The sequence below is a fragment of the Streptomyces sp. PKU-EA00015 genome, from assembly GCF_013387495.1.
GTDB lineage: Bacteria > Actinomycetota > Actinomycetes > Streptomycetales > Streptomycetaceae > Streptomyces.
In genome coordinates this window covers 66,433-87,187 of sequence record NZ_JABZEE010000032.1, presented here as the reverse complement: position 1 = coordinate 87,187, position 20,755 = coordinate 66,433, and the positions used below count along the sequence as shown (strand labels likewise).

Below are 20,755 nucleotides of genomic sequence, written 5' to 3'. Positions count from 1 at the left end.
CGGACGGTCTTCCCGCAGGCATTCCCGGCGGGTGCCGGAAATGGTTCACCGGGGCAGTGCGTGGAATTTCCGTGCCGTTCAGAACGGCTCCGTATCCGCTCCGGGCGCCGGAGCGAGTGGCGTACGCCACACCCGGCCCCGAGCGGAGGTGAGAGATCGGCCACGCGCACCGCGCGGGAACTCGCGTACGCTGGCGCCACTCGCCCGTCGATGCCGGGCCGCCCTGCGGGACCAGCCACCATCACCGTCCCCGGCCGGTCCACCGAGCGCGAGGCTTCACTGGGAGGTTCGTACATGTCCGTGACGACCACGGCCGGGGCACGCCTGCGCGCTGCCGGCGGCGGTGCCAACCGCTGGGTCGTCCTGATAGTCCTCTGCGTCAGCCTGCTGCTGGTCGCCCTGGACGCGACCGTCCTGCACGTCGCCGTCCCCGCGGTCACGGAGGACCTGCGTCCGAGCGGCGTCGAGCTGCTGTGGGTCGTGGACGCCTATCCCCTCGTCTGCGCCTCGCTGCTGATCATGTTCGGCACGCTGGGCGACCGGGTCGGACGCAGACGGCTGCTGCTCATCGGCTACGGCCTCTTCGGCCTGGCCTCCGCCGTCGCCGCCTTCGCGCCCAGCCCCGAGGTGCTGATCGGCGCCCGCGCGTTGCTGGGCGTCGGCGGCGCGATGATCATGCCCGCGACGCTCTCGATCCTGCGGGCCGTCTTCCCCGACCGGCGCGAGCGGGCTACGGCCATCGGCATCTGGACCGCGGTCGCCGCGGTGGGCGCCGCCACCGGACCGGTGCTCGGCGGCTTCCTCGTCGAGAACTTCTGGTGGGGCTCGGTCTTCCTCGTCAACATTCCGCTGATGGCCCTGATCCTGCCCGTCGGCCGCTGGCTCCTGCCCGAGTCCCGCGGCGGGCACGACGGTCCCTGGGACGTGCTCGGCGCGCTGATGGCCGCGGCCGGCGTGCTGGGAATGGTCCTCGGGGTCAAGCGGCTGGGCGCCGGCGAGGGACTGCTCGACATCAGGACCGTGGGGCCGCTGCTCGTCGGCGCCGTCCTGCTCGTGGTCTTCGTGCGCCGCCAGAAGCGGCGCGAGCACCCGCTCATCGACATGCGCATGTTCGCCCGGCCCGCCTTCTCGACCTCCGTCGGCTGCATCGTCCTCGCGATGCTGGCGCTCGTCGGCCTGGAGCTGATAGCGGTCCAGTACCTTCAGCTGGTCCTCGGGCTCAGCCCCCTGGAGACCGGGCTGCGCCTGCTGCCGCTGACCTTCGCGGCGATGGCCGCGGGCGCCACGGGCTCGTACACCCTGCGCCGCGTCGGGCCGCGCCGGATGGTCGGCTGGGGCTTCGTCCTCACGGCCGCCGCCGTACTGCTGCTCGTCCTGATGGGGCAGCACGACCGGCCGCTGCTGCTCACCGGGGGCTTCGTCCTGCTCGGCTTCGGTCTGCAGACCACGCTCTTCGCCGCGTACGAGTCGATGCTCAGCGAGGCGCCGCCCGAGCAGGCCGGGGGAGCGGCCGCCATCGGCGAGACCTCCTACCAGCTCGGCGCCGGCATGGGCATCGCGCTGCTCGGCAGCGTGATGAACGCGGCGTACGGACCGTCCGTGGCCTCCCTCGCCGGGGTGCCCGCGTCCGCGAGTTCCGCCGCCGCGCACTCGCTCGGCGAGGCCTACCAGGAGGCCGAGCGCATCGGCGGCCCCGTCGGTGACCTGCTGCGCACCACCGCGCGGCACTCCTTCGTGAACGGTCTGCACGTCACGCTCCTGGTCAGCGCAGGTCTCCTGCTCATCGGCGCGTTCGCCGCACTGCGGCTGCCGCGGGTGATGGAGTGTGCGCCGGAGGGCCGCCGCGAAGCGGACGTCCCGGCGGCCCGCCGCCCGGAGGTGCCCGCCGCGCGCCGCACGATCGCGACCGCCGAGCCCGTCCCGGCCGGTCGCAGGCCCGAGAGCCCGGCCTGACCCGGCCCGTTCCCGGGTGCGTCGGTGCTGCGGATTTCGTCGGCTTCGGACAGGGGCACGCCGTGGGGGCCGGTGGCTCTGGACGCGCGGGAGACTGGGCCGTAACGTCGCTCCCGTCGTAACTAGCATTGCTAGTTTTCGAGATCCGTCACCAGTGTTCCGCAGCGCCGAGCTGCGGGAGAGCCGCCGGAGGCCACCTCATGTCCGCATCCTCGAAGCTTCCGCCCTTCGACCCGGCCGACCCGCTCGGCATCGACGATCTGCTCGACGCCGAGGACCTCGCTGTCCGCGACACCGTCCGCTCCTGGGCGGCCGACCGCGTCCTGCCGCACATCGCCGACTGGTACGAGCGCGGCGAGCTGCCCGGTATCCGCGAACTGGCCCGGGAGCTCGGCTCCATCGGCGCGCTCGGCATGTCCCTCGACGGATACGGGTGCGCGGGCGCGACGGCCGTCCAGTACGGACTGGCCTGCCTGGAACTGGAGGCCGCCGACTCCGGCATCCGCTCCCTCGTGTCCGTCCAGGGTTCCCTGGCCATGTACGCGATCCACCGCTACGGCTCCGAGGAGCAGAAGCAGCGCTGGCTGCCGGGCATGGCCGCGGGCGAGACCATCGGCTGCTTCGGCCTGACCGAGCCCGACCACGGCTCCGACCCGGCCGCCATGCGCACGTACGCCAAGCGCGACGGCTCCGACTGGGTGCTCACCGGCCGCAAGATGTGGATCACCAACGGCTCCGTCGCCGGCGTCGCGGTCGTGTGGGCACAGACGGACGAGGGCATCCGCGGTTTCGCCGTGCCCACCGACAGCCCCGGCTTCTCCGCGCCCGAGATCAAGCACAAGTGGTCGCTGCGCGCGAGCGTGACGAGCGAACTCGTCATGGACGACGTGCGCCTGCCCGCCGACGCGGTGCTGCCGGAGGTCACCGGCCTGCGCGGACCGCTCAGCTGTCTGAGCCACGCCCGCTACGGGATCGTGTGGGGTGCGATGGGTGCCGCGCGCTCCAGCTTCGAGGCGGCGGTGGAGTACGCGAAGACGCGCGAACAGTTCGGCCGGCCGATCGGCGGCTTCCAGCTCACCCAGGCCAAGCTCGCCGACATGGCCGTCGAGCTGCACAAGGGCATCCTGCTCGCCCACCACCTGGGCAGGCGGATGGACGCCGGGCGGCTCCGGCCGGAGCAGGTCAGTTTCGGAAAGCTCAACAACGTGCGCGAGGCGATCGAGATCTGCCGCACCTCGCGCACCATCCTCGGCGCGAACGGGATCTCCCTGGAGTACCCCGTCATGCGGCACGCGACCAACCTCGAGTCGGTGCTCACCTACGAGGGCACCGTCGAGATGCATCAGCTCGTGCTGGGCAAGGCGCTCACCGGCCTCGACGCCTTCCGGTAGACCGGACACCGGAGAGGGCCGACCGGCGAGTCCCGCGGCTACCGCTGGGTGGGGGTGCCCCTGGACGAGGTCTGGGGGAGCCCCCACGCTCAGCTCTGGTTGAAGAAACCGTCCTGCGAACGACCCGAGGGATCCCCGCTGACGATCAGCGTGTCGGCGGGGGTCAGCAGGAAGACCCGCGTCGCCACGCGCTCGATCGAGCCGCGCAGGCCGAAGGCGAGGCCCGCGGCGAAGTCCACGACGCGCTTGGCGTCGGCGGACTCCATCGCCGTGAGGTTCACGATGACGGGAACGCCGTCACGGAAGAGCTCACCGATGCCCCGTGCGTCCCGGAAGCCGTCCGGGGAGACCGTGGCGATCCGACGGCCCTCCTGCTGGGCGGATTCGGAGGCCACGCGCACCCGCGGGTCGGTGACCCATGCGTCACCCGTCTCCGCGCCCTCGGTGTACTCGTCGTCGTAGTAACGCCCGTCGTTGTCCTCGACGAGTCCCAGCCAGGCGCTCGCCTTGCGTACCGAACCCATGGACGCCTCCTTCCGCTGCTGCAGTGGTCTCACTGCGGTCTCTGTCGTTTCCGCACCCCTATGGTCGTCCATCATGCGGATCGCGCGCCAAGTCGATAGCCGCCGCGCAGAGGATTCGTGACGGTACTGGTGCAGAAGATGTGGCGATTCGTCAAGGTTCCTGCTGCACAGGGGCCATGAGGGGATCAAAATATAAAAGTCGGACCAGACGGGTGACGTTGGGGACGTACGGGTGAACGGCCCGTCGGTACGATTGCCCCCGATCTGTCGAACGACTCCCGGGGGACCTTCTTGTTCGGAATAGTCCGGCCGTGCTCGCACCGGCTCGGTGACGCGCTGAAGACCGAGTGGATGGCGCATCTGTGCGGGCTGTGCCTGGCGCTTCGCGCCGACCACGGCCAGTTCGCCCGCATCGTGACGAACTATGACGGCCTGATCGTCTCGGTCCTGACGGAGGCTCAGACCCAGCGCACCCCCGCACAGCGCCGCACCGCCGGGCCCTGCCCGCTGCGCGCCATGCGCACCGCGCCCGTCGCCCGGGGCGAGGGCGCGAGGCTCGCCGCGGCCGTCTCCCTCGTGCTCGCCTCGGCGAAGGTCCGCGACCACGTCGCCGACAGGGACGGCGTGTTGGCCCGCAGGCCGGTGGCCGCTGCCGCCCGGCGCGTCGCCGCGGGCTGGGACAGGGCGGGCGCACGCTCGGGCGCCGCACTCGGCTTCGACACGGCCGTCCTCGTCGACGCCGTCGACCGGCAGACCGGGATCGAGGCGCTGGCAGGCCCGGGCACCTCGCTGCTCACCGTCACCGAGCCGACCGAGACGGCGACTGCGGAGGCGTTCGCCCACACCGCGGTGCTCGCGGGCCGACCGCAGAACAAGGAGCCGCTCGCCGAGGCCGGCCGGCTCTTCGGACGGCTCGCGCATCTGCTGGACGCCGTGGAGGACAAGGAGGCTGACGATGCGTCGGGCGCCTGGAACCCGCTGACGGCCACGGGCACCTCGCACGCCGAGGCCCGCCGCCTCGCCGACGACGCCGTGCACGGCATCCGGCTCGCCCTGCGCGACGCCGACTTCGTCGACGACAAGCTCGTGCATGTGCTGCTCGCGCACGAACTGCGCAACTCCGTCGACCGGTCCTTCGGCACCACGACCTGCTCGCACCAGCCCGGTCCGTACGCGCCGGGCACCGGCAGTCCGTATGGCCCCGGCAATCCGTACGCCCCCGGCCCCGGCGGCCCGGGCGGCCCCGGCGGACCGCTGCCGCCCGAGCCGCCGCGGCGCGACCGCCGGGGGCTCATAGCCGGCTGCCTGGTGTGGGCCGGTCTGGCCTGCACCTGCCAGATGTGCTGTGGCACCTTCGAGGACCCGTGGAGCCGGGAGCGGCGAGAGGGGCTGTGCAATCAGTGCGACTGCAGCAATTGCGGTGACTGCTGCAGCTGCTGTGACTGCTGCAGCAACTGCGGAGACAGCTGCTGCTGCGACGGGTGCGGCTGCGACTGCTGAACGCACCCGTCGGCCGGCCGGTAGTCGGTGGCCGGCCGACGCATGCCCGGCAGGAGGGGGCCGGGGGCGGAGGAGGGGGTGCCCGGACGTAGAGCGCTGGAACTCGCGCGAAGCGCGGTGAAGTGCGTCCGGGTCCCCGGAGGACCCGGCCCCCCCGCCCGGAGCGGGTCACCTGGTCTCGGGCGGCGAGATCCGCGACCGCTCGATCGCCGCCTCGGCCGTGCCCCACTTCTCCGGGATCCGGTCGTACGTGCCGTTCTGCGGCACGGCGACCCCTTCGAGACCGCGGCCAGGTGGCGGCCCTGTCCGAGTCCAGGGGCCTGTCGATCCGGCAGACGGTCATCGAGACGACGAGCCGGCGGTCGTTCATCGGCACCCCGCGGAGCGTGGCGGCGGCGATGGAGCGGTTCGTGGCCGAGGACGCGGCCGACGGCTTCATCCGAGCACAGCCGGCACGACGATCAGCGGGAGCGGGACTGGCGTACCTGGCACGAACAGTGCGTCGCCCTGGTCTTCGGGCCGTACGGTCCGCTGTCCCTCACGACCCTCCCCTGCCCTCGGCGGAGGCGCCCCCAGGCTTTCCGACCACCCGGAGGGTCGAATTCCGGCCGTGCCGGGGACATGGGCGCAGGACGGGGACGAAGTGGTGCTCATCGCCACCGCCAGAGGACGCTCTCACCGTCGACGGCCGGCCGTTCACCGGCAGCGTCCGGCTCGCCGCCGACCACGCGCCCGACCGCGGGAACCGGGTGGCGCACGGCGACCGGCGTCTGGCCGTCAGGCGCCGCGAAGGGCTGGGGGCCGTACGGGACTTCGGGCCGGACGCGCCCGCCCGCACGGCGTTCCGGGGCATCGAGGCCACCGCGTACGACCCGCGCTGGGTACTGCCCGGGCGCTTGCGTCCGTACGAGGAGCACACCGGCGTCCGGCTCGAGAACGCGGACGGACGCGAGCGCGGCCCCGGCACCGGCGGCGAAATCCTTCCCGCCGCCTGGCAACACCCTGCCCGTGGCGATCGAGGCCGGTGAACGGAACCTCGGGTGCGGCTGACCCGTCCTAGGGGGCGACCCGAGCACAGCAGAGCAGGACCAGCCCCGGCGGCAGACCGCCGGGGCCGGCCGCCGTGCATGTGCACGGCGGCCGAAAGCCGCCCTTGTGCCGTTGGTTGACCCCGCGAATACTCCCGAGCAGCGCTTGTCAGGAGCACGGCATGTTCGGCTTTCGAACGGGCCGCCGCGCTTCATGGCTGCGCCTCACCGGGCCCCGACCCCACGAAAGGGCCCCCTTTCCCCTCGGGAGGAACGACAAGTGAGGATCAAGCGCACCATCCCCCGCACCGCCACCGGCAGACGCACCCGCCTGCTCGCCGTGTCGACCGGCCTGATCGCGGCCGCGGCACTGGCCGTCCCCACCGCCACCGCCAGCGCCGACCAGGCGCAGACCTACAGCACGAGCCAGCTCTCCGCCGCGAGCGACGCCGTACTCGAAGCGGACGTGGCCGGCACCGCCTGGCACGTCGACAAGGCGACGAACACCCTTGTCGTCACCGCCGACAGCACCGTCTCCCCGGCCGAGATCGCCCGGATCAAGCGCGAGGCCGGAAACAACGCCGGCGCCCTGCGCATCGAACGCACCCCGGGCACCTTCTCCAAGCTCATCTCGGGCGGCGACGCCATCTACGCCTCCAGCTGGCGCTGCTCCCTCGGCTTCAACGTCCGCAGCGGCAGCGGCACCTACTACCTCCTGACCGCCGGTCACTGCACCGACGGGGCGGGCACCTGGTACACCAACTCCTCGCGGACGACCACCATCGGCCCGACGGCCGGATCCAGCTTCCCCGGCAACGACTACGGCATCGTCCGCTACTCCAACACCTCGCTGTCCCACCCGGGCACCGTCGGCAGCGTCGACATCACCAGCGCCGCCAACGCCACGGTCGGGATGTCCGTCACCCGTCGCGGCTCCACCACGGGCACTCACAGCGGCAGCGTGACCGGGCTCAACGCTACGGTCAACTACGGCGGCGGAGACATCGTCTACGGCATGATCCGCACCAACGTCTGCGCCGAACCGGGCGACAGCGGCGGACCGCTCTACTCCGGCAGCCGGGCCATCGGCCTGACCTCCGGCGGCAGCGGCAACTGCACCACCGGCGGCACGACGTTCTTCCAGCCGGTCACCGAGGCGCTCAGCGCCTATGGAGTCAGCGTCTACTGACTCGGGTGATCCTGCCAGGGGCAGAAGTCTGAGCCCCCGCTCGGATTTCGGGGCGGGGGCTCGTCCTGTCGCCCGGCCGCCCGCGGTCATGTCATGCCGCGGGCGGCGCCGCGTCCAGGATGCGGCGCCGCCCATCGCGGGCGTGGCGGTGACCATCCCGGCCGACGACGTGGATGCGGAGCAGCGCGGGCGCATCGCCGAACAGGTCGCGCGCACGCGCGCACGGCCGGCGAGCTGAGCCGACGGGTGGGCGGGGTACCGCCCCTGTGAAGAGGCTGTGAAATCACGTGAGTTGTCGTGTGCCCGTCCAAGAGTCGGCCTTGTGTGCGAGTGCGACGCCTCGGAATAGTGGGCGCCCCATCCTCCGTGTCCGGGCACCCCACTTGTCCGGGCGCGGCCCCCACAGGAGGTCATGTCGTGAAGCACCGGCGTATACCCAGGAGAAAAGCGGCAGTTGCGGGCGGCGCGGTCGTCGCCCTGGTCGCCGCGGCCGTCACGTTCCAGAGTGCGAACGCCAGTGACAGCACCGAGCAGCACGCCCTCAAGTCCCTGACGGCACCGGCGGCGGGGACACTCGCCCTCTCGCTGACGGAGGACCTGGGTGCCGACGGTGCCGGGGCCTACTACGACGCCGACGCCAAGGCGCTCGTGGTGAACGTGGTCTCCGAGGACGCGGCGCAGACCGTGCGCGAGGCGGGCGGAAAGGCCCGGATCGTCGAGAACACACTCGCCGAACTGACGGGCGCCCGGCAGACACTGGCCGACAAGGCGCGCATCCCGGGCACCTCCTGGGCGACCGACCCGGTCACGAACAAGCTGGTGGTCACGGCGGACCGCACGGTCGAGGGCGCGGAGCTGACCAAGCTGCGGGAGGTCGTCGAGGGGCTCGGCGCGAAGGCCGAACTCAAGCGGACGGCGGGCGAGTTCAAGCCGTTCGTCGCCGGTGGTGACGCGATCCATTCGGGCGGCGGACGCTGCTCCCTCGGCTTCAACGTCGTCAAGGACGGCGAGCCGCACTTCATCACCGCCGGCCACTGCGGTCAGTCCGGCAGCGAGTGGTCGGACTCGGCGGGCGGCGCGGCCATCGGCACGATGGTCGACTCGCAGTTCCCGGGCAACGACTTCGCGCTGGTGAAGTACAACGGGGACACCGCGCACCCGAGCGAGGTCAACCTCTACAACGGCAGCGCACAGGCCATCGCCAAGGCGGGTGACGCGACCGTCGGCATGCAGGTGCAGCGCAGCGGCTCCACGACGCAGGTCCACGACGGTGAGGTCACCGCACTCGATGCGACCGTGAACTACGGCAACGGCGACATCGTCGAGGGCCTCATCCAGACCACGGTCTGCGCCGAGCCGGGCGACAGCGGCGGTTCGCTCTCCGCGGGCGACACGGCGATCGGTCTGACGTCGGGCGGCAGCGGTGACTGCTCGTCGGGCGGCGAGACGTTCTTCCAGCCGGTGACGGAGGCGCTGTCGACGTTCGGCGCGGAAATCGGCTGACCCCGGTGTGACCAGGGGCCCGGGGGCGCTGCCCCCGGGCCCCTTGCGCTTGAGCCCCACGCCGGCTCCTTGCGCGCGCCCCCTCGTCGGGCTCTGCCCCGGGGCCCGCGCCTCAAGCGCCGACGGGGCTGGAGGTGTCCGTCGTCTGGGGTCGCCTGTGTGTGGTGGCCCCCCCGCGCGGTTCCCCCGTGCCCAGCGCCTCAATCCCGGCGGGGCTGGGAGTGTCCGTCGTCGGGGCCGCTCCCGACTGCGGTCGTCGGGGCTGGCCGGCGTCTTGCACGCGTGTGGTGGCCTCGTGCCCCGCGCCCCTCTTGTCGGGGCGCTGCCCCGAGCCCGCGTCTGCATCGCGCGGCAGGGCTGGAAGTGCCCCTCGTAAGGGCCGCCCCGACAGTGGCGTCGGCACCCGACTCCCTGCGAGAAGCGCGGTGCCGGGCCGCGCCCGCCAGCACCCAGGGGCCATGGGGTCCGGGGCGGAGGCCCGGTTCGGGAAGGGGCGGGGTGGGGGAGAGACTCCCGTACCCCCACAGGCCCACCGCGCCGTTCCCCCGGAAGTGCGCGACCGAGCGCGCGCTCGCGCCCGGAGAGCCCTCGCCGGGTGGTCCGTCGCCCGTCCATGCCATGGCCCGACGCCCGGCGGGGCCCGGTGTTCCCGCAGGTGGGACGGTGTCGAACGACTGAGGGACGGCCCGGGGCGGGCACGGTCGGCACGTGTCGTACGACTGTCGTACGGGTGTTCGAAATTTGGTCTATGGTGGAAAGGACAGGGGAGGTGAGACGGGCTGATCCAGGAGGTGCGGATGCCGGGCTTCACGCATCTGCACACCGTTTCCGGGTTCTCCGTGCGCTACGGGGCCTCCCACCCGGAGCGGCTTGCCGAGTGTGCTGCCGAGCGGGGCATGGACGCCCTCGCGCTGACGGACCGCGACACCCTCGCGGGGACGGTCCGCTTCGCCGAGGCGTGCTCCGGCGCGGGCGTACGGCCGCTGTTCGGTGTGGACCTCGCGGTGGGGGAGCGCGAACACCGGGAGGGGCCCGCCGAACGCCGCCGTACACCGGTCCGCGGAGGCGCGTTCATCGACGAATCCGCGCCCCGGACCGTCTTCCTCGCCCGCTCCCGCCAGGGCTGGGCCGACCTGTGCCGGATGATCACCGCCGCTCATGCGGCCGACCGGGAGAGCCCGCTGCTGCCGTGGCAGGACAACCACGGCGACGGACTGACCGTGCTCCTCGGCCCCTCCTCCGAGGTCGGACGCGCGCTCGCCGCCGGCCGCCCCGACCGCGCCGCCGGGCTGCTCGGCCCCTGGCGGGAGCGGTACGGCGACCGGCTGTGCCTGGAGGTCGTCCACCACGGCCGCACCGGCACCGGCCCCGGCTCGCTGCGGCACGCCGCCCGTGCCCTCGGCCTCGCCGCCGACCAGGGCGTACGGGCCGTCCTGACCAACGCCGTCCGGTACGCGGACCCCGGCCAGGGCCCGGTCGCCGACGTCCTCGACTCGGCCCGCCGGCTCGTGCCCGTGGACCCGCGCAAAGAACTCGACAGCGGCGAGCGCTGGCTCAAGGACCCGACCGCCATGGCCCGTGCCGCCGAGCGGGTCGCCGAGGCCGCCGGCTTCCGGCGTGACACCGCGCACCGGCTGCTCGCCATGACCGAGGAGACGGCCGCGGCCTGCCTGGTCGACCCCGAGGACGACCTGGGGATCGGCAGCGTGCACTTCCCGGAGCCCCGCCTCGTCGGCGCGGAGCACCGCACCGCACAGCGGGTGCTCGCCTCCCGTGCCGCGGCCGGCATGGTGCTGCGCGGCTACGAGGGCCGGCGCGCCTACTGGGAGCGGATGCACCACGAGCTGGACATCATCGCCCACCACGGATTCGCCTCCTACTTCCTGACCGTCGCCCAGGTGGTCGACGACGTGAAGCGGATGGGTGTCCGGGTCGCCGCGCGCGGCTCCGGGGCCGGGTCCCTCGTCAACCACCTCATCGGCATCGCGCACGCCGACCCGGTAGAGCACGGGCTGCTGATGGAGCGCTTCCTGTCCAAGCGCCGGCGGGTGCTGCCGGACATCGACATCGACGTCGAGTCCGCCCGCCGCCTCGACGTCTACCGCGCGATCATCGGCCGCTTCGGCGAGGAGCGGGTCGCGACCGTCGCCATGCCCGAGACCTACCGGGTGCGCCATGCCGTACGGGACGTGGGCGCGGCCCTGTCGATGGACCCGGCCGAGATCGACCGGATCGCCAAGTCCTTCCCGCACATCCGGGCCCGCGACGCGCGCGCCGCGCTCGACGAGCTGCCCGAACTCCAGCCGGTCGCGAAGGAGTTGAAGCGGCACGGACGGCTGTGGGAGCTGGTCGAGGCGCTGGACGCGCTGCCGCGCGGTGTCGCCATGCACCCGTGCGGTGTGCTGCTCTCCGACTCCTCGCTGCTCGCCCGTACCCCCGTGGTGCCCACGAGCGGCGAGGGCTTCCCCATGTCGCAGTTCGACAAGGACGACGTGGAGAGGCTCGGGCTGCTCAAGCTCGACGTCCTCGGCGTGCGGATGCAGTCGGCGATGGCGCACGCGGTCGCCGAGGTGCGCCGGGTCTCGGGGGAGGAGGTCGATCTCGACTCCCTGCCGCCGGGGGACCCGGACACCTACCGGCTCATCAGGTCCACCGAGACGCTGGGCTGCTTCCAGATCGAGTCCCCGGGCCAGCGCGACCTGGTCGGACGGCTGCAGCCGGAGAACTTCCACGACCTGGTCGTGGACATCTCGCTGTTCCGCCCGGGGCCGGTCGCGGCCGACATGGTCCGGCCGTTCATCGAGGCCCGGCACGGCCGCGCGCCCGTCCGCTACCCGCATCCCGATCTGGAGGGGCCGCTGAAGGAGACGTACGGGGTGGTCGTCTTCCACGAGCAGATCATCGAGATCGTGAACATCATGACCGGCTGCGGCCGGGACGAGGCCGACCGGGTGCGGCGCGGGCTCTCCGATCCCGAGTCGCAGGGCAGGATCAAGGTCTGGTTCGCGCAGCGCGCCGGGGTCAAGGGGTACGGGCCCGAAGTGGTCGCCCGCACCTGGGAGATCGTCGAGGCGTTCGGCTCGTACGGCTTCTGCAAGGCGCACGCGGTCGCCTTCGCGGTGCCCACGTACCAGTCGGCCTGGCTCAAGGCGCACCACCCGGCGGCCTTCTTCGCCGGGCTGCTCACGCACGACCCCGGGATGTACCCGAAGCGGCTGCTGCTGGCGGACGCGCGGCGGCGCGGGGTGCCCGTGCTGCCGTTGGACGTCAACCGGTCGGGCGCCGCCCATCGAATCGAACTGGTGTCTGGTGGTGAGGGCGGTGCGGCGTCCGGGAGGTGGGGCCTGCGGCTCGCCCTCGCGGACGTCCACGGCATCAGCGAGGCCGAGAAGTCCCGCATCGAGTCCGGGCAGCCCTACTCCTCGCTCCTGGACTTCTGGCAGCGCGCCCGCCCCGGCCGGCCCGTCGCCGAACGGCTCGCCCAGGTCGGCGCCCTCGACGCCTTCGGCGCCAATCGCCGCGACCTGCTGCTGCACCTCGCCGAACTCCACCGCGGCGGACGCGGAGCGGCGTCGTACGGCAGCCAGCTCCCGCTCGCCCACGGGCGGGAGACCGCTTCCGTCGGCCTGCCCGATCTCGGTGACGCGGAACGCCTCAGCGCCGAGCTGGGCGTGCTCGGCATGGACGCCTCCCGCCACCTGATGGAGGATCACCACGCCTTCCTGGCCGAGCTGGGCGTGCTCTCCGCCCAGCGGCTGCGCGGTGCACGGCACGGCCAGACGGTGCTCGTCGCGGGCGCCAAGGCGGCCACCCAGACGCCGCCGATCCGGTCCGGCAAGCGGGTCATCTTCACCACGCTCGACGACGGCACCGGCCTGGTCGACCTCGCCTTCTTCGACGACAGCCACGCCGCCTGCGCCCACACCGTCTTCCACTCCTGGCTGCTGCTGGTACGCGGAGTGGTGCAGCGGCGCGGACCGCGCAGCCTCAGCGTGGTGGGCGCGGCGGCCTGGAACCTGGCCGAACTGGCGGAGCTGCGCCGCACCGGCGGCCTCGACGCGGTCGCGGCCCGGCTGGCGGCCCCGGCCGCGCACCCGGACGGCGACGCCGCGGGCGGCCGCCGGATCCAGCTTCCGACGGGCTACGAGATGAACCCGTGGGCCGACCTGCGGCCGGCCGGTGACACGGCCGCCACCGGAAGGAAGCTGTGGCACCAGAGCCCGGGGAGCGCCGGATGATCCTCCATGTACGTTTCCTGCTGCCCCCGGCGTCCGAAGAGGCCGGGGCCGAGGCGATGCTGACCGCCCTGCTCGGGGTGGCCGGGAACATCAGTCCTGTCGTCCAGGCGCTGCCGCCCGACGCCGCGCTCGTCGACGTCCGGGGCGCGGAACGGTACTTCGGCCGGGACACGGCCGAGCTCGCCTCGCTGCTGCGGGTGCGGGCGCTGGCGCACTGCGGGGTGGACTGCGTCATCGGCGCCGGCCCCGGCCCGATGCTCGCCCGGATGGCGGCGAGGGAGGCCGTGCCCGGTACGACCCTGGTGGTCGCGGAGGGCGAGACCGCCGCCTTCCTGGCGGACAAGCCGGTCGCCGCGCTCGACGGCGTGGGGCGCGCGACGGCCCGCACCCTGTGCGCCTACGGCCTCGACTCCGCAGGACGCGTCGCCGACGCGCCGCTCGCCGTGATCCAGCGGATCCTGGGCGCGCGGGCGGGTCGTGAGGTGTGGGAGCGGGCGCGCGGCATCGACCGTACGACGGTCGTCCCGGGCGCCCTCTCCTCTTCGGTCGCCGCCGAACGGAGATTTCCTCTCGACGAGTTGGACCAGACGCGGCACCGCAGGGCGCTGCTCTCGCTCGCCGAGGAGCTCGGCACGCGGATGCGCGGCGAGCACGAGGCGTGCCGTTCCCTGACCCTCACCGTGCGCTACGCCGACCGGTCCACGACCGTCCGCACCCGCACCCTGGGCGAGCCGACCGCTCACTCCGCGGCACTCACCGGCGCCGCGTACGCGCTGTACGCGTCGCTGGGACTGCAGCGGGCCAGGGTGCGCGGGCTGTCGCTGCGCGCCGAGGGCCTGATGCCGGCCGAACGCGCCGCCCGGCAGCTGTCGTTCGACCCGGCCGACGAACGGGCGCGCCGGATCGAGGCCGTGGCGGACCGGGCCCGCGCCAGGTTCGGTCCGAGGGCGGTCGTGCCGGGGTCGCTGGCCGCATAGGACACCGGGCCGCACAGGCGACGGGCGGCGGTGATCGGCGGCGACGGACGTGGTGCCGACCGCTATTGACGAAGAGTCAGTCTTTACCGACGCGTCACTTCCCTGTGCGGTTACCCGTCCGTAAGTTGTTGTGTGCACGGCAAGCACATTCAGCCATCGCAACTCCCTTGAGCCGCAAGGAGACCGATCGATGCTGCCTTGGAAACGTGCGCTCCGACCACTGTCAGCCTTCCTGCTGGCCGTCGCCGTCGCTCTCGTCCCCACTGCCACCGCAACCGCCGACACCACCGCCACTGCCCCCACCAGTGGCTGGAACGACGACACCTGCAAGCCCTCCGCCGCCCATCCCCGCCCCGTTGTCCTCGTCCACGGAACCCTCGGCAACTCCGTCGACAACTGGCTCGCCCTCGCCCCGTACCTGGTGAAGCGCGGCTACTGCGTCTTCTCCCTCGACTACGGTCAGCTCCCCGGCGTGCCCTTCTTCCACGGCCTCGGTCCTGTCGACAGGTCGGCAGAGCAACTCGACGCCTACGTCGACCGGGTGCTGGCCGCCACCGGCGCCCCCGAGGCCGACATCGTCGGCCACTCCCAGGGCGGCATGATGCCGCGCTACTACCTCAAGTACCTCGGCGGAGCGGACAAGGTGAACGCCCTCGTCGGCATCGCGCCGAGCAACCACGGCACCACCCTGGGCGGGCTCACCAAGCTCCTGCCGTACTTCCCGGGCGCCGCCGACCTCCTGAACGAGCACACCCCCGCACTCGCCGACCAGGTCGCCGGATCCGCCTTCCTCACCAAGCTCAACGCGGGCGGTGACACCGTCCCCGGCGTGCGCTACACGGTCATCGCCACCCGCTACGACCAGGTCGTCACGCCCTACAGGTCGCAGTACCTCAGCGGGCCGAACGTCCGCAACGTCCTGCTCCAGGACCTGTGTCCCGTCGACCTGTCCGAGCACGTCGCGATCGGCGTGTTCGACCTGATCGCCTACCACGAGGTGGCGAACGCGCTCGATCCCGCGCACGCCAAGCCCACCACCTGCGCCTCCGTCTTCGGCTGACCCACCGGACGAGGCGGCCGTCCGCTCGCGGGAGCGGACGGCCGCCTCGGGCCTCGGGAAGTGTCAGCGGCTGTGGCGTCCGCCCGACGCCGCGGGCCGGTGACGGCCCAGCCCGAACAGTGCCGTGGCGCCGACGGCGAGAGCGGCGGCGCCGCCGATCGCGATGTACGTGGTGCTGCTGTCACCGCCCGTCTCGGCGAGGTTCTCGCCCGAGGGCCCCGGGGCGGCGGACGGCGTACCGGCGCCCTTCGCCTCGGGGGCGTTGTCGGCGGGCTCGGGCGACGGCGCCGCGTCGGGCTTCTCGGCGGGAGCGGCCGCACCCGCCGCCTGCGCGTGGTCGTCACCGCCGTGACCGCCGTGGTCCACCGTCGACTTGTCCGCGCCCTGTGCGATCTCCTGGTCCGAGGGCGCGGAGGCTGCCGGCGCGGGAACACCGCCGCTGTCCTTGCCGAACACCACGTCGGAGCACGTGTAGAACGCCTCCGGGGAGTCCGAGCGCTGCCAGATCGAGTAGACCAGGTGCCGTCCCGACCGGTTCGGCACGACGCCGTCGAAGACGTACGCGCCGTTCTCCAGCTTCGGGTTCGTGACCTTCGCGAACGGCTTCTCCTCCAGGTCGGACCACTTCAGCGGCTTCGTCGGGTCGTAGCCGTCCTTCGTCAGGTACAACTCGAAGGCGCCCTTGTGCGGAGCGGTCGCCTTGTACCGGAAGGTGTGGTTCCCCGAGGCGAGCGGCGAGGAGGGCCAGTCGGCGCGGGGCAGGTCGAGCCCCTGGTACTTGTCACGGCCCGCGCTGCACAGCTCGCCGTCCGGGATCAGCTGCCGGTGGTTGCCCGCGGCGTTGGCGATGTTGACCTCGTTCCAGTCGTAGAACGCCTGCGTGCCGCTCGCCGCGACCGCCGCCTTGCACGCCTGCGACACCGGACTCTCCGGCCCCTCGGCGAAACAGGCGGACACCCGGCTGACCGGATCCGTCATCGACCCGTGGGCGGCCGCCGGACCGGCGGCCAGGCCGGCCAGCGCGACCGGGGCGAGACCGAGTGCGGCGACCGTGGCGGCCCTGCGGCGAGCGGTCATGGTGACGTTCTCCTTCGAATGGCGGCGGAGGCGTGAGGGGCGGGGCCCGGCTCGAACCGGCGGTGCGGCCCCCCGTAGGACTACGGCGCCGACTGCTCGAACCGGCCCCGGCGATCAGCAAGCTAGCCCCTGATCACCGCGAAATCGCCTGCTGGGAGCGGGGAATGGCGATCCTTATGCTCCGTTTAAGGTGACGCTAAGAAGGGGCACAGGAACCGGGCCGCTTCGGCTCGTCTGACCACTCGTATCGAGCGCGTCTCGTCCGCGTTCGTCCATGGAGAGTCACCTCGTGTCGCCTCGGGTGGCTCCCCACGTGGCCCCCGCTGGCACCTGCCCTCTGAGGGCGCGTGCTCAGACGCAGGTGATGCGCAGACCTCTGCCTCCGGCGCCGTCGTTCAGTCGGCGATGTCGACCCCGTATCCGCGTACCAGGACATCGAGGCCGTGGTCGTAGCCCTGGCCGACGGCGCGTAGGCGCCAGACCGGACCCCTGCGGTAGATCTCCGCGAGCAGCATGGTGCGCTCGGTGGTGGCGGCATCCAGGGTGGCCCGGGCAAGAGGGGCCCCGCTGCTGCCGGGAGCCGCGCCGATCTGGATCGCCCCGACCGACCCGAAGGTGGCGGCGCCGTCGATGGCCGCAGCGACGACGACTTTGTGCGTCGCGGGCGGCAGGGAAGCCAGGTCGAGGGCGATGGTCTGTTCGGCCGGGCCGCCGGTCAGCAGCCGCACAGTCCCGGCCGGGCTCTCCGGAGCTCCGTAGAAGATGAAGTCTCCGTCGAAGGCGACCTGTTCGTCCTCGTCGAGGAGGAAGGCGACGACGTCGATTTCGTAGCCGGACTGCGGGGCCCAGCCGGCGGTGACATACCACTCCGGCGCGGGTCTGCCGTGCGGCATGGGCAGGTCGATGACCCCGCCTCTCGGCATTACGTGCGGCTGCTGAAGCCGGAGAGCCGCCTCGGCCGGGGAAGCGGCGGTCGGAGCGGTGAGCCAGTGGAGGTCGTGCACGGGGAGCCCGAGGGCGGTGATGCGGCTCATGCGCCGGTCATCCTCCCCTCCCGGCAGGAGCACGACGTCGGTGACGCTGGCGGACAGGTTGACCGCTGCGGACCCGCCCAGCCCGACGATGCCGGTACGAGTCGCCGCGGCATCGGCATGGGCACCACCGAGGACCAGCACGCGGCGCCCCGCCAGAGGCTTGTCCAAGGTGCCGACGGAGGGCTCCGCTTGGCGCGGAGCGGGTACTGACACATCGGGGGCGGCCGTAGGGAGGGGTGCTGCTTCCGGAACGGGTGCGGCAGAGGTTGCGGTCGGGACCCGGTCCACGGGTCCGACGACTGGTTCTGCTTCCGGCTCAGCCACTGGGACGACAGCGACGGCCGTCGCCTCATGCGCTGTCCCCGGCCGTACGTCGGCCAACAGCCGTAGGAAGGTGTGCTCGTCGATGACCGGCACGCCTTCGGCGAGCGCGCGTCGGGCCTTCGCCGAATCGGACTCCGGTTCATTGGTGACCAGCAGGCTGGTGTGCCGGCTCACGGAGGTCATCATGTTCAGCCCAGTGGCAACCGCCCGCCCGACCAGCTCCGCTCGGGCATGGGCGGTCTCACCGGTGATCGCGACCTTCATCCCCTGCTGGAGAGGTCCGCCGGGAGCCAGCCGTCCCGGATTGCGGTACGCGCAGGGAGTCTTCGGCGGCTTCGGCGTGAACTGGGACTCTGCCCGGGGCGGGCAGGTCACCAGCGGTAGGGGAAGATCGAGCCGCGCTGCCTCGCGCAGTGATGCGCACAGGATCCCGGCCAGCACACGGGTGTCGTCCAGCGCATCGTGAGCACGCTGCTGGGGGACGCCGTAATGGGCGGCGATGGTGCCGAGCTTCATGTCCTCCGCCGGCGGATCCACCTGGCGATTCAGCGCCAGTGTGCACAGCCGCTGCGACACCGGCAGCCACATCCGCGCACGGGCGAACTCGTAGGCCAGGAAGTCGTAGTCGAACTGGGCGTTGTGGGCGACCAGGACCCGGTCCTGGAGCATCGCTCCGATTCGCCCGGCGACCTGGTCGAAGGTCGGCGCCCCATGCAGTCGCTCGACGGTCAGCCCGTGCACCTCCACCGGCCCCGGATCGCACCCCGGATTGAGCAGCGTCGAGAACTCGCCGGTCTGCTCGCCGTCCGGACCGATCGTGATCACTGCTACGGACAGTACGCGGTCTCGCCGAGCTATGAGCCCCGAGGTCTCCACATCGACCAGGGCCCAGTCGTAGGCGTAGTCGCCCATGAAGGGCACGTCCAAGGAGGTGGAGACAAGACTCATGGTGGCAAGGATGATCTGATATGCGGCCCTCCTTCAACCTGCATGACGATTTGTCATCCTCTGGGTGCTCAGTCTTCGTCGTCGCATCGTTCCAAGACCAGCCCGATGGATCCATCGCTCAGACCATTGCTGTCCTCAAGGTGCAGATGGCTCCCGTCGGGGACGCCGTCCTTGGCGAGGGTGGGTAGGTGACCGGCCGGCGCCCTGCGCGACACCATCAGTCTCAACCGTGACCTGTGTGGTCTCGGCAGGGGCGCTGCCGGGTTCGGTGCTCGGGAGAGCTGCCTCGTGCCGCCCGGTGTGGCTCCCTGCTCGCAGAGAGCGGGTCCCCGAGAGCCACAGGCCGGAGTGGACGAGCACGTCGACGTGCGACTGGGCGCGCTCGTAGGGACGGTCACCGGCCTGCTGTTCCCACCGTCAACCATGCGGCTCAACCGGCGTCATTCGGTCAGCTCATCAGAAGTGGAAGGGATCGGTTGCCCGCAAAGAATGGAACGGTACCCCGGAAGTCTCCGGGGCCAATCGACAAGGGAGCGTTATATGCATGCTCGAGGCAGAGCCGTATCGCCGCCGCTGCGCCGTTCGCGGTGGGCGACGCGGCTGGCAATGGGCGCGGGCACCTCGCTGGCCGCCGTCGCGCTGGTTGGGACGATGGGTACGGTACCGGCGGCAGCTCAGGGCCTGGGCGCCGAACCTGTGCCGACCTTTGCCACCGGGTTGGAAGCCTTCTACACGACGGCCCCCGAACCCGGCAGTGACAGGGACAAGGACAAGGACAAGGACAAGGACAAGGACAAGGACAAGGACAAGGACAAGGACAAGGACAAGGACAGGCCCGGCGACGGTGACGGGTGCTTCGAGATCGACACCGTCCGCCAGGAAGCAGGCGAAGGGTTCTACGCGGCGACCAGTGGCGGAATCGCCTACGTCGGAGACGAGATCACCCCCCTCGGGACCATCGACTGGGACGACCTCTCCGATGAGGGAGGAGACGTACCCGAGGGCGCCTGCGGAGTGTCCATCGGCGTCGGCCCCGTCGATGGCAGTGACATCGTCATCGACGTGATCACCACAGCCGGGACCGTGCACACCATTGTCTGCGAGCGCACTGGCGGTGTGATCGACGAGTGCGGCACCTGGGAGGAGCGCGACGCGCCGACGCCTGGCGCCACGTCGTTCCCGTAAACCGGAAGCTCCCCCCTCAGGGACGTGAGGTGCCGTGCCCGGCGAGAGCCGGGCACGGCACCTCAAGCGCTCCAGCCACCGGCGGCGTCCGGCGGAACAACCACGGATCAGCCCACACGGCGGTAGCGGCGTTCCGGGCGGCCCGTGCCCCCGTAACGCAGCGTCACCTCGGCGCGGCCCGTCTCCGCGAAGTACTCCAGGTAGCGGCGGGCGCTCACACGGGACAGCGAGCCCGCCTCGGCGCACTCCGAGGCCGACAGGTCGCCCGGGTGGTCGCGCAGGATGCGTTCGACCAACTCCGCCGTGTGCAGGGCGAGCCCCTTCGGCAGCTCGCGCGACCCCGGCGGGCGGGTGCCGAAGATCTGGTCCACGTCCTCCTGGCGTGCCTCGTCCAGCCGCTCCAGCCGAGAACGCAGTGACGCCACGTGCCGCAGCTGTTCCTGGAGCGCCGCCTGGTTGAACGGCTTGATCAGGTAGTGCAGCGCCCCCGCCCGCAGCGCGGACCGCACCACCGCCGCATCCCGTGCGGCCGTGATGAACAGTGCGTCCGCGCTCACCCGGTCCGGGTCGCCCGCCTCGGCCGCCCGCAGTTCGCGCAGCACACGGATCCCGTCCATGTCGGGCAGATACACGTCGAGCAGCACGAGATCGGGCCGCAGCCGCTCCGCGGCGCGCAACGCCTCCGCACCGCTGTGGGCCACGCCGACGACCGTGAATCCCTGCGTCGCGGACACATAGCGGCTGTGCAGCTTGGCGACCATGAAGTCGTCGTCCACCACCAGCACCTTGGTCACGCCGCCACGCTAGGCCGCGACCACAAGGAC

General features: G+C 72.0%; 13 protein-coding genes and 2 pseudogenes. 10 read left to right on the top strand and 5 right to left on the bottom strand.

Going from position 1 to position 20,755, the window contains the following annotated elements; genetic code table 11:
• Positions 1 to 294: 294 nt before the first annotated feature.
• Positions 295 to 1,953 carry an MFS transporter gene (locus tag HW130_RS20535; RefSeq protein WP_177151109.1) on the top strand — a complete coding sequence of 553 codons (1,659 nt, stop codon included), beginning with the start codon at positions 295 to 297 and terminating at the stop codon, positions 1,951 to 1,953.
• Between the two features lie 200 nt (positions 1,954 to 2,153).
• Positions 2,154 to 3,344 (top strand): acyl-CoA dehydrogenase family protein, encoded by a 1,191-nt coding sequence (locus HW130_RS20530; protein WP_177151108.1) that lies wholly within the window; start codon positions 2,154 to 2,156, stop codon positions 3,342 to 3,344.
• An 89-nt stretch (positions 3,345 to 3,433) separates the two neighbouring features.
• Here HW130_RS20530 and HW130_RS20525 read toward each other — a convergent pair whose 3' ends face one another.
• A complete protein-coding gene (locus HW130_RS20525) occupies positions 3,434 to 3,868 on the bottom strand; it encodes a cell division protein SepF (RefSeq protein ID WP_177151107.1) in 435 nt (144 codons plus the stop codon).
• A 291-nt stretch (positions 3,869 to 4,159) separates the two neighbouring features.
• Between HW130_RS20525 and HW130_RS20520 the strand changes: the two genes are divergently transcribed.
• A complete protein-coding gene (locus HW130_RS20520) occupies positions 4,160 to 5,368 on the top strand; it encodes a DUF5685 family protein (RefSeq protein ID WP_177151106.1) in 1,209 nt (402 codons plus the stop codon).
• A 168-nt stretch (positions 5,369 to 5,536) separates the two neighbouring features.
• Here the strand turns inward: HW130_RS20520 and HW130_RS37000 are convergent.
• A pseudogene (locus HW130_RS37000) lies at positions 5,537 to 5,629 on the bottom strand (ABC transporter substrate-binding protein); the annotation flags it as partial.
• Positions 5,630 to 5,875: 246 nt separating this feature from the next.
• Between HW130_RS37000 and HW130_RS20515 the strand changes: the two are divergent.
• The 6 genes and pseudogenes from HW130_RS20515 to HW130_RS20490 all read left to right on the top strand — a co-directional run.
• A pseudogene (locus tag HW130_RS20515) lies at positions 5,876 to 6,348 on the top strand (hypothetical protein); the annotation flags it as partial.
• Positions 6,349 to 6,676: 328 nt separating this feature from the next.
• The gene (locus HW130_RS20510; protein ID WP_177151105.1) at positions 6,677 to 7,585 is read left to right on the top strand and encodes a S1 family peptidase; all 909 of its coding nucleotides are present in this window, start codon (positions 6,677 to 6,679) and stop codon (positions 7,583 to 7,585) included.
• A gap of 417 nt (positions 7,586 to 8,002) precedes the next feature.
• Positions 8,003 to 9,088: a S1 family peptidase gene (locus HW130_RS20505; protein ID WP_177151104.1), complete on the top strand. Its 1,086-nt coding sequence runs from the start codon at positions 8,003 to 8,005 to the stop codon at positions 9,086 to 9,088.
• A 797-nt stretch (positions 9,089 to 9,885) separates the two neighbouring features.
• Positions 9,886 to 13,326, top strand: coding sequence for a DNA polymerase III subunit alpha (locus HW130_RS20500; RefSeq protein WP_177151103.1), 3,441 nt, complete (start codon positions 9,886 to 9,888; stop codon positions 13,324 to 13,326).
• On the top strand, positions 13,323 to 14,303 hold the full coding sequence (locus HW130_RS20495) for a hypothetical protein (protein WP_177151102.1): 981 nt from the start codon (positions 13,323 to 13,325) through the stop codon (positions 14,301 to 14,303). The genes HW130_RS20500 and HW130_RS20495 overlap by 4 nt, the downstream gene beginning before the upstream one ends.
• Positions 14,304 to 14,493: 190 nt before the next feature.
• Positions 14,494 to 15,363 (top strand): triacylglycerol lipase, encoded by an 870-nt coding sequence (locus HW130_RS20490; RefSeq protein ID WP_177151101.1) that lies wholly within the window; start codon positions 14,494 to 14,496, stop codon positions 15,361 to 15,363.
• A gap of 63 nt (positions 15,364 to 15,426) precedes the next feature.
• Here the strand turns inward: HW130_RS20490 and HW130_RS20485 are convergent, their stop codons facing one another.
• Complete coding sequence (locus tag HW130_RS20485; protein ID WP_177151100.1) at positions 15,427 to 16,440, bottom strand: lytic polysaccharide monooxygenase; 1,014 nt, start codon at positions 16,438 to 16,440, stop codon at positions 15,427 to 15,429.
• Between the two features lie 395 nt (positions 16,441 to 16,835).
• Positions 16,836 to 18,746: a TerD family protein gene (locus HW130_RS20480; RefSeq protein WP_177151099.1), complete on the bottom strand. Its 1,911-nt coding sequence runs from the start codon at positions 18,744 to 18,746 to the stop codon at positions 16,836 to 16,838.
• A 348-nt stretch (positions 18,747 to 19,094) separates the two neighbouring features.
• Between HW130_RS20480 and HW130_RS20475 the strand changes: the two genes are divergently transcribed.
• Positions 19,095 to 19,931 (top strand): hypothetical protein, encoded by an 837-nt coding sequence (locus HW130_RS20475; protein ID WP_177151098.1) that lies wholly within the window; start codon positions 19,095 to 19,097, stop codon positions 19,929 to 19,931.
• 107 nt (positions 19,932 to 20,038) lie between these two features.
• Here HW130_RS20475 and HW130_RS20470 read toward each other — a convergent pair whose 3' ends face one another.
• Complete coding sequence (locus HW130_RS20470) at positions 20,039 to 20,725, bottom strand: response regulator (RefSeq protein ID WP_309140498.1); 687 nt, start codon at positions 20,723 to 20,725, stop codon at positions 20,039 to 20,041.
• Positions 20,726 to 20,755 lie beyond the last annotated feature (30 nt).

Coding starts and splice junctions, on each gene's coding strand:
- HW130_RS20535 (WP_177151109.1), top strand. CDS start 295: ATGTCCGTGACGACCACGGCCGGGGCACGCCTGCGCGCTGCCGGCGGC.
- HW130_RS20530 (WP_177151108.1), top strand. CDS start 2,154: ATGTCCGCATCCTCGAAGCTTCCGCCCTTCGACCCGGCCGACCCGCTC.
- HW130_RS20495 (WP_177151102.1), top strand. CDS start 13,323: ATGATCCTCCATGTACGTTTCCTGCTGCCCCCGGCGTCCGAAGAGGCC.
- HW130_RS20480 (WP_177151099.1), bottom strand. CDS start 18,746: ATGAGTCTTGTCTCCACCTCCTTGGACGTGCCCTTCATGGGCGACTAC.
- HW130_RS20525 (WP_177151107.1), bottom strand. CDS start 3,868: ATGGGTTCGGTACGCAAGGCGAGCGCCTGGCTGGGACTCGTCGAGGAC.
- HW130_RS20500 (WP_177151103.1), top strand. CDS start 9,886: ATGCCGGGCTTCACGCATCTGCACACCGTTTCCGGGTTCTCCGTGCGC.
- HW130_RS20485 (WP_177151100.1), bottom strand. CDS start 16,440: ATGACCGCTCGCCGCAGGGCCGCCACGGTCGCCGCACTCGGTCTCGCC.
- HW130_RS20490 (WP_177151101.1), top strand. CDS start 14,494: ATGCTGCCTTGGAAACGTGCGCTCCGACCACTGTCAGCCTTCCTGCTG.